At 62.0% G+C, this 6749-nt stretch carries 9 protein-coding genes and 2 pseudogenes; 8 read left to right on the top strand and 3 right to left on the bottom strand.

The genetic code is table 11. The features are described from left to right. The 5 genes and pseudogenes from JNK99_RS07195 to JNK99_RS07180 form a co-directional block, all read left to right on the top strand. Positions 1-255, top strand: a pseudogene (locus JNK99_RS07195) (hypothetical protein); the annotation flags it as partial. Between the two features lie 145 nt (positions 256-400). Next, the gene (locus JNK99_RS07190; RefSeq protein ID WP_366518727.1) at positions 401-817 is read left to right on the top strand and encodes a transposase; all 417 of its coding nucleotides are present in this window, start codon (positions 401-403) and stop codon (positions 815-817) included. A gap of 279 nt (positions 818-1096) precedes the next feature. Beyond that, the gene (locus JNK99_RS07185) at positions 1097-1327 is read left to right on the top strand and encodes an addiction module protein (protein ID WP_291850722.1); all 231 of its coding nucleotides are present in this window, start codon (positions 1097-1099) and stop codon (positions 1325-1327) included. Between the two features lie 98 nt (positions 1328-1425). Continuing rightward, positions 1426-1620, top strand: a pseudogene (locus tag JNK99_RS17645) (type II toxin-antitoxin system RelE/ParE family toxin); the annotation flags it as partial. A 176-nt stretch (positions 1621-1796) separates the two neighbouring features. Continuing rightward, positions 1797-2627: a formylglycine-generating enzyme family protein gene (locus JNK99_RS07180; protein ID WP_291850719.1), complete on the top strand. Its 831-nt coding sequence runs from the start codon at positions 1797-1799 to the stop codon at positions 2625-2627. A 553-nt stretch (positions 2628-3180) separates the two neighbouring features. Here the strand turns inward: JNK99_RS07180 and JNK99_RS07175 are convergent. From JNK99_RS07175 to JNK99_RS07165, 3 genes are all read right to left on the bottom strand, one after another. Then, complete coding sequence (locus JNK99_RS07175; protein ID WP_291850716.1) at positions 3181-3393, bottom strand: hypothetical protein; 213 nt, start codon at positions 3391-3393, stop codon at positions 3181-3183. A 75-nt stretch (positions 3394-3468) separates the two neighbouring features. Next, positions 3469-3948, bottom strand: coding sequence for a DUF456 domain-containing protein (locus tag JNK99_RS07170; protein WP_291850713.1), 480 nt, complete (start codon positions 3946-3948; stop codon positions 3469-3471). A 125-nt stretch (positions 3949-4073) separates the two neighbouring features. Further along, positions 4074-4430: a hypothetical protein gene (locus JNK99_RS07165; protein ID WP_291850711.1), complete on the bottom strand. Its 357-nt coding sequence runs from the start codon at positions 4428-4430 to the stop codon at positions 4074-4076. Between the two features lie 163 nt (positions 4431-4593). On the opposite strand from JNK99_RS07165, the gene gmk reads away from it, so the two are divergent. The 3 genes from gmk to JNK99_RS07150 all read left to right on the top strand — a co-directional run. Next, positions 4594-5202, top strand: a complete 609-nt coding sequence (gmk, locus tag JNK99_RS07160) for a guanylate kinase (RefSeq protein WP_291850708.1) — start codon at positions 4594-4596, stop codon at positions 5200-5202. 17 nt (positions 5203-5219) lie between these two features. Beyond that, positions 5220-5426 carry a DNA-directed RNA polymerase subunit omega gene (gene rpoZ, locus JNK99_RS07155; RefSeq protein WP_291850706.1) on the top strand — a complete coding sequence of 69 codons (207 nt, stop codon included), beginning with the start codon at positions 5220-5222 and terminating at the stop codon, positions 5424-5426. A gap of 128 nt (positions 5427-5554) precedes the next feature. After that, positions 5555-6749 (top strand): RelA/SpoT family protein (locus JNK99_RS07150; protein WP_291850725.1); only part of this gene is annotated, 1195 nt, incomplete at its 3' end.

Genomic DNA, 6749 nt, shown 5'->3' with positions numbered 1-6749 from the left:
GAGGCCGAGTTGAACGCCTTCTGCGCTCAGCATCGCATTGTGTCGGTCGACAAGCAGTTCGTTGACCAGGGTGCCCACAGTTACTGGCTGTTCTGCCTGACGACCGTCGATGGCGACGGCGCCGAACGCTCTTCGGGCGGTGGCAAGCGCGGCCGTGTCGACTACCGCGAGGTCCTCAGCGAGACCGACTTCGCCGTCTTTGCCGACCTGCGCGATCTGCGCAAGACGATGGCCGAGGACCGTAGGTTGGGCTGAGGAACGAAGCCCAACATCACCCGCAAACAGACCAAGCCATGGACTATCGACGCGCCAATACTCCTGGCGGTACTTCTTCACCGTCAACCTCGCCGACCGGGGTTCCGATACGTTGGTACGCCACATCGAAGCGCTGCGAGCCGCGATGGCGGCAGTCAAGCACGCGCACCCTTATACGCTGTTGGCCATGGTCGTCCTTCCAGAGCATCGGCACACGATATGGCGCCTGCCCGCTGGCGATGCCAACTTTGCGCTCCGCTGGTCACTGATCAAGGCGGGCTTTTCCAGGCAATTGCCGAAAAACGAAGTCATTGGCGCCAGCCGCCAAAGCAAGCGTGAGCGCGGCATCTGGCAACGCCGCTATTGGGAACATCAGATCCGTGACGAGACCGATCTGGCACGGCACATCGAATACATCCATTTCAATCCGGTGAAGCACGGCTGGGTGAAGCAACCGACGGACTGGCTGCACTCCACACTGCATGGCTACATCAAACGCGGTATTGTGGAACCGGACTGGGGACGGGTTGGGGGCGCGATCGAGGGAAAACATCGCGACTGATAGCTTACCCCGATGGTCGGGGTTGTTGGGCTTCGCAGGGTCAGCCCAACCTACGTGACGGCTCATTCCGCCGCGCGAGGGGGCGAAAGCGCCACATCGGACGACACCCTTCGCGGTATAGTAATCAGTGATTGGTCTGGCTGGTTTCGCCGGCAGGCCAATCTACAAGTTCGCTGCTTCGGGGGATGAAGTAAGCCAAGCATGCACCATCAGCCTGAGACGTTCGGGTTCTTTCTCCACTTCAGCCGATCGGGCTTTGCACAGGAACAGGATCACACTATGACCGTATCGCTCAGATCCTTGGGAATTGATCGACTTGGATTCGAGGACCGCCTGACGCTCGTACAGGAGCTCTGGGATAACATTGCCGATCACGCAGCGGCGATGCCGCTCACCGAGGCACAGCAGGCGGAACTCGAGCGCCGTATCGCCGAGCATGAAGCCAACCCGGACGATGCTGTTTCCTGGGAGGAGATTCGGGAGTCGATCGGCCAGCGGCTACAGGCATGATCCTTGCGGTCGTCTTTCTGCGGGCCGCCCGGCTGGAGTTCGAGGCAGCGGCGTTGTGGTACGAAGAGTGAAGCCGCGGGCTCGGAGCGCAGTTCGTTGCCGAGATCGACCGCGCCGTACAACTGGCAGGGAGAGATCCACTTCGTTATCCCGTGGTCTTCCGAGATGTTCGCTCCATCGGGGCGCGACGATTCCCGTATTCCCTGTTCTACCGGACAGAAGCACGTCGCGTGGTTATCCTGGACGTGTTTCATGCGAGTCGAGATCCAGCGGTTTGGCGACAGAGAGTATGACAAATCCGTGACATCTGCGCGACAGACACCGTCCTTCGCTTGCCGCCAGCAATGAAAGTGTTGCTTGATCAGATGGCTTCCTCTCCACCGCGTCGCGGCGGTGTCAATACCCTTTGGCAGGTTGGTAGGCACCCTGCCGAACACCTGCCAAAGCGGCGCCTTGGTGGATCTTCCTGATGTCTGCTCCCGACCTTGCCGAAAGCTCTTTCCCCGACCCCTTTCCGCTGCCCTGGGCGAGCGATTGGGGCGAGGACGATGAACATGGCCTGTGGTTGGGCCTGACCATTGGCGGCGTGCGCCAGGTCTTCCGCTGGATCGCGCCGGGGCACTTCCTGATGGGTTCTCCGGCCGCCGAGCCAGAACGTTATGAGGACGAAGTGGAGCACGAAGTGACGCTGAGCCATGGTTTCTGGCTGGCAGAAACGGCCTGCACGCAGGCTTTCTGGCAAGCGGTAATGGGCAATAATTCAAGCGGTTTCAAGGACGACCCACGCAACCCGGTGGAGAACGTTAGTTGGGACGACGTGCAGACCTTCATCGGCCAACTCCAGCAGCGACTGGCAGGATTGCCGGCGCGACTGCCGAGCGAAGCGGAGTGGGAATACGCGTGTCGGGCCGGGACGACCACGCCGTTCTCCTTCGGCGACAATATAACCCCGGATCTGGTCAACTACGCTGGCAACCATCCCTATGCCAAGGGCAAGGAAGGATTTTATCGCCGGCAAACCGTACCAGTTGCTTCGCTTCCGGCGAATCCATGGGGTTTGTACGAGATGCACGGTAACGTTCTGGAATGGTGTGCTGACTGGTACGGTGAGTACCCGACAGACCCACAGATCGATCCGGTAGGCGCGCGGTCTGGTGCCGACCGTGTTTTGCGTGGGGGTTCGTGGCGCTACGATGCCAGGGACGCGCGGAGTGCCTATCGGTACAAGGATGTGCAAGAATACCGCTACATCCACATCGGGTTCCGGCTCGCGCTAGGTCAAGGACTTTCAGCCGGTTAAGCGAGGCCAAAAAGCCGCCCTGACGACCGCGCGGTGCTCAGGACAGCCAGCGCTGTACGGGGGTGAGGAGTTTGGCGGCGGAGCGGGGGTGATTTCAGATGTTTGGCGGCTAAAGTCGGCTCAACGCGACACGCCACGGCTCAACGCATGCGAGGCGGCCGAAGCAATGGCTTTGTCCTGGTCATAGGAATACTGCAGGTGCTTTACCGAAGTCTTCCCGATCATGTTTGACGACACTCTTGCTGCCCCGACCCCGATTTTTCTTGACACGGTTTTACCCCAAATTCGTGTCCAGAAAAATCGGGGTCGGGGCAATCCGCCGGGCAGGCAGGCGATCAGGCGGGGAAAACTGGGGAAGCCGGTTCGCGAGAAGGCTTTTGTCGAAAGACGCGCCTCAAGGAAAAAATCTTGCGAAAGCAAATGCTTGGAAAACGAGTCAACGACGTTAACATAAAAATCACGGCATATAAAATTTTACATCCGTATCACGGGGATACCCCCTTTGCCTGGTGCTCGCCCGGTGCGCAACCGCTTTCTCGATCGGTTCGTGAAATTATCCCAATCGCGTGTTAGGTTGAGAGCATTGGGTGCTGGCCCGACTGTACAGGACGTAGACGGCGCCGGCGACGCCCCACCAGATCACCAGCACCATCGGCACTGCCAGCACACGGGCGGCGTGGCGGATGCTGCCGAGCAGACGACGGACCAGTGGGTCGTCGGGTATGCCGTGTGGCGATGGTTCGGCTTCTGCAGGGTGTTGGTTCATGGTTTCCGCCGCCGATGCTGCACGCTTGACTGCCGCCGGGTGTTCGCTCGCGTGCTGGCCGTTGACGATCGGGTTTCAGGAGAACCACACCAGCACGAAGATGGCGAGCATCGTTACGGCAATCGCCAGCTTGGCGACGATCGCCACGAGAAAGCCGATGCCGGCGGCGAGGCCGGCGCGCGCCGCCGTGCGCTGGTCACGCCGCGCGATGTACTCGCCGCAGATGGCCCCGACGATCGGGCCGAGAATCAGTCCGGGCAGCCCGGCGAAGATGCCGAGCACGGCCCCGACGCCGGCCCCGACAATGGCCAGGCCACTGGCCCCGGCCCGCTTGACGCCCCAGACCGAGGCCAGCGTTTCGACCAGCCAGGCGGCCAGCGTCAGGACACCGAGGGCGATCAGGGTGGTCGTGCCGATGCGGGTGAAGTCGTCGAGCCAGGCGGCCAGCAACATGCCGCCAAAGAGCAGGGGTACGCCGGGCAGCAGTGGCAGGAAGACGCCGAGCAGGCCGAGCAGCATGGCGGCGAGTGCGACGAACCAGAGGATTTCGGTCATGCTCTTCCCGGCCTGAATTGCCGGGTTGAAGGAGATGGTGGGGGCTCATTTTCACAGACTTTCGCCAAGCGGCACAACATGGCGCGCGCGCCGCCCGGCGCAGCGGGCGGCTGAAGCCGGTTCTGCTACTTGGTGATCGGCGCATTGCGGCCGGAAAACCGGTCGCTCAGGCGCAAGGCTGCATCGCTGAAGCTGCCCAGCGGTTTCTCGCTGCAGTAGCGATCGACGTGCTGTTCGACCGTGCTGCTCGACATCGCCGATATTTGTTGGCTCTGGTTGGCGTAGTTGTGCCCGGTGAGGACGCCGCGCACCCAGGCGACGTAGATGGCGCGTTGTTCAGGATCGTCGCGCGACACCGACCAGGCGCGGCACGACATGTCGTCAAAGCCGACGATCTTGAGCGGCGTCGCCGCTCCGGCATGGCTTGCCGCCAAGGCGGCAAGCAGCGGGGCGATGCGCGGCATCAAATTCCATCGGGACATCCGGCTGCTCCTTGCGGGTGAAGGTATCGAGGCCGCAATTCTCGTCTGTAAAACGGTGCTCGTCCATGCCTCCGACCACTCTTCGCGGGAAAGCGCGTCAGGCTGCTGGCGGCGGCGGGAGGCACGGGTACAATGGTCGCCTCGCATTGCTTGACCAGGCCCCATGATCGGACATCTCTTCATCGTCAGCGCGCCGTCGGGCGCCGGCAAGACGACGCTGGTGCGGCTCCTGCTGGAGAACGATCCAGGAATCCGCGTGTCAGTCTCTCACAGCACGCGGGCGCCGCGAGCCGGTGAGGTGGATGGTCGCGAATACCATTTCGTCAGCGTGCAGGAGTTTCGCGACAAGATCGGAAAGGGCGACTTTCTTGAATGGGCGGAGGTGCACGGCAACCATTATGGTACGTCAAGAAGCGGCCTCGAGATCGCCCTGCGCGCTGGTCAGGATGTCCTGCTGGAGATCGACTGGCAGGGCGCGCAGCAGGTGCGCCAGGTGTTTCCCGGGGCAATCGCTGTCTTCGTCCTGCCGCCCTCGCTCGACACCCTGCAAGCACGTCTTTGCGGGCGGGCGACGGACAGCGCGGCAACGATCGCCCGCCGCCTGGCGGCAGCGCGCGAAGAGATGCGGCATGTAGGGGAATTCGACTATGTTATTATCAACGACGAACTTCAGTGCGCGCTGCACGACCTGCTGGCGGTGGTTCGCGCGGCGCGCCTGCGTTACGCCACGCAGTGCCAGCGCCATTCCACCCTGTTCGCAACAATGCTCTGATCATCCAGGAGATTTGCATGGCAAGAGTGACCGTAGACGACTGTCTGCACCGTATTCCGAACCGTTTCCAGATGACCCTGGCGGCGACCTATCGCGCACGCCAGATCACCGCCGGCGCTTCGCCGCTGATCGATGCCGGCCGTGACAAGCCGACGGTGATCGCCCTGCGCGAGATCGCGCTGGGCAAGGTCGGCCTGGAAGTTCTCAACCGCGGTCAGGCCTGACCGTCCCACGCACGCCTGCTCCGTGTGTGACCATGGATGCGGTTGCCCGACCAGGCCCGGCCGCTGACTTGCCGGTGGCTGAAGATCTTCCCGAGCCAAGCCGTCCAGAGGACGATCCCGCTTACCGGGTGTTCATCGACAGCCTGATGTACCTTCCGCCGGAAGAAATCGAGCTGGTCCGGGAAGCCTATCTGTTCAGCGAGGCGGCGCATCGGGGACAGAAACGCCTGTCGGGCGAGCCCTACATCACCCATCCCCTGGCTGTTGCCGGTGAGATCGCCGAATGGCAGATGGATGTCGAAGGGGTGGTCGCCGCGCTCCTGCATGATGTGATGGAGGACACCTCGGTCGGCAAGGGCCTGATTGCCGAGCGTTTCGGCAAGCCGGTCGCCGAGTTGGTGGATGGCCTGTCCAAGCTCGACAAGCTCGAGTTCCAGTCGATCGAAGAGGCGCAGGCCGAGAACTTCCGCAAGATGCTGATGGCCATGGCGCGGGATCTGCGCGTCGTGCTGATCAAGCTGGCCGACCGGCATCACAATCTGCAGACGATGTCCGCCGTGCGCGCCGACAAGCGCCGCCGCATCGCGCGCGAGACGCTGGAGATCTACGCGCCGATCGCCAACCGGCTGGGCCTCAACAAACTCTACCGCGAACTGCAGGATCTTTCCTTCCAGCTCATCTATCCGATGCGCGCCCGCGTGCTGGGCCGGGCGCTCAAGGCAGCGCGCGGCAACCGGCGCGAACTGCTGTCGCGGATTCTCGACGGGATCAACCGCAAGCTTCAGGACGTCGGCATCGAAGCCCGTGTTTTCGGACGCGAGAAGAGTCTTTACTCGATCTATCGCAAGATGCTCGACAAGCGCCTGTCATTCTCGCAGGTGCTCGATGTCTACGGCTTTCGCGTCCTAGTCAGTGAGGTGCCCACGACCTACCTGGCACTCGGCGCACTGCACGGGCTCTACAAGCCGGTGCCGGGCAAGTTCAAGGATTACATTGCCATTCCCAAGCCCAACGGCTACCAGTCGCTGCATACCACGCTGATCGGTCCGCATGGCACCCCGTTCGAGCTGCAGATTCGTACCGAGGCAATGGAGAACGTGGCGCAGGAGGGGATTGCCTCGCACTGGTTGTACAAGGACAGCGAGGAGTTTGGCGCCGATCTGCAGCAGAAGACCACCAAGGGGTTTCACTCCTTGCTCGATCTGCAGAGCGCGACCGACGAATCCGGTGATTTTCTCGAACACGTCAAGGTCGATCTGTTTCCGCACGAGATCTACGTATTCACCCCGAAGGGCAAGATCTTTGCCTTGCCGCGTGGTGCCA

This window comes from Accumulibacter sp. (genome assembly GCF_016789985.1).
GTDB lineage: Bacteria > Pseudomonadota > Gammaproteobacteria > Burkholderiales > Rhodocyclaceae > Accumulibacter.
The sequence above is the reverse complement of the archived record's forward strand: the minus strand, read 5'-3'. Positions and strand labels throughout refer to the sequence as shown.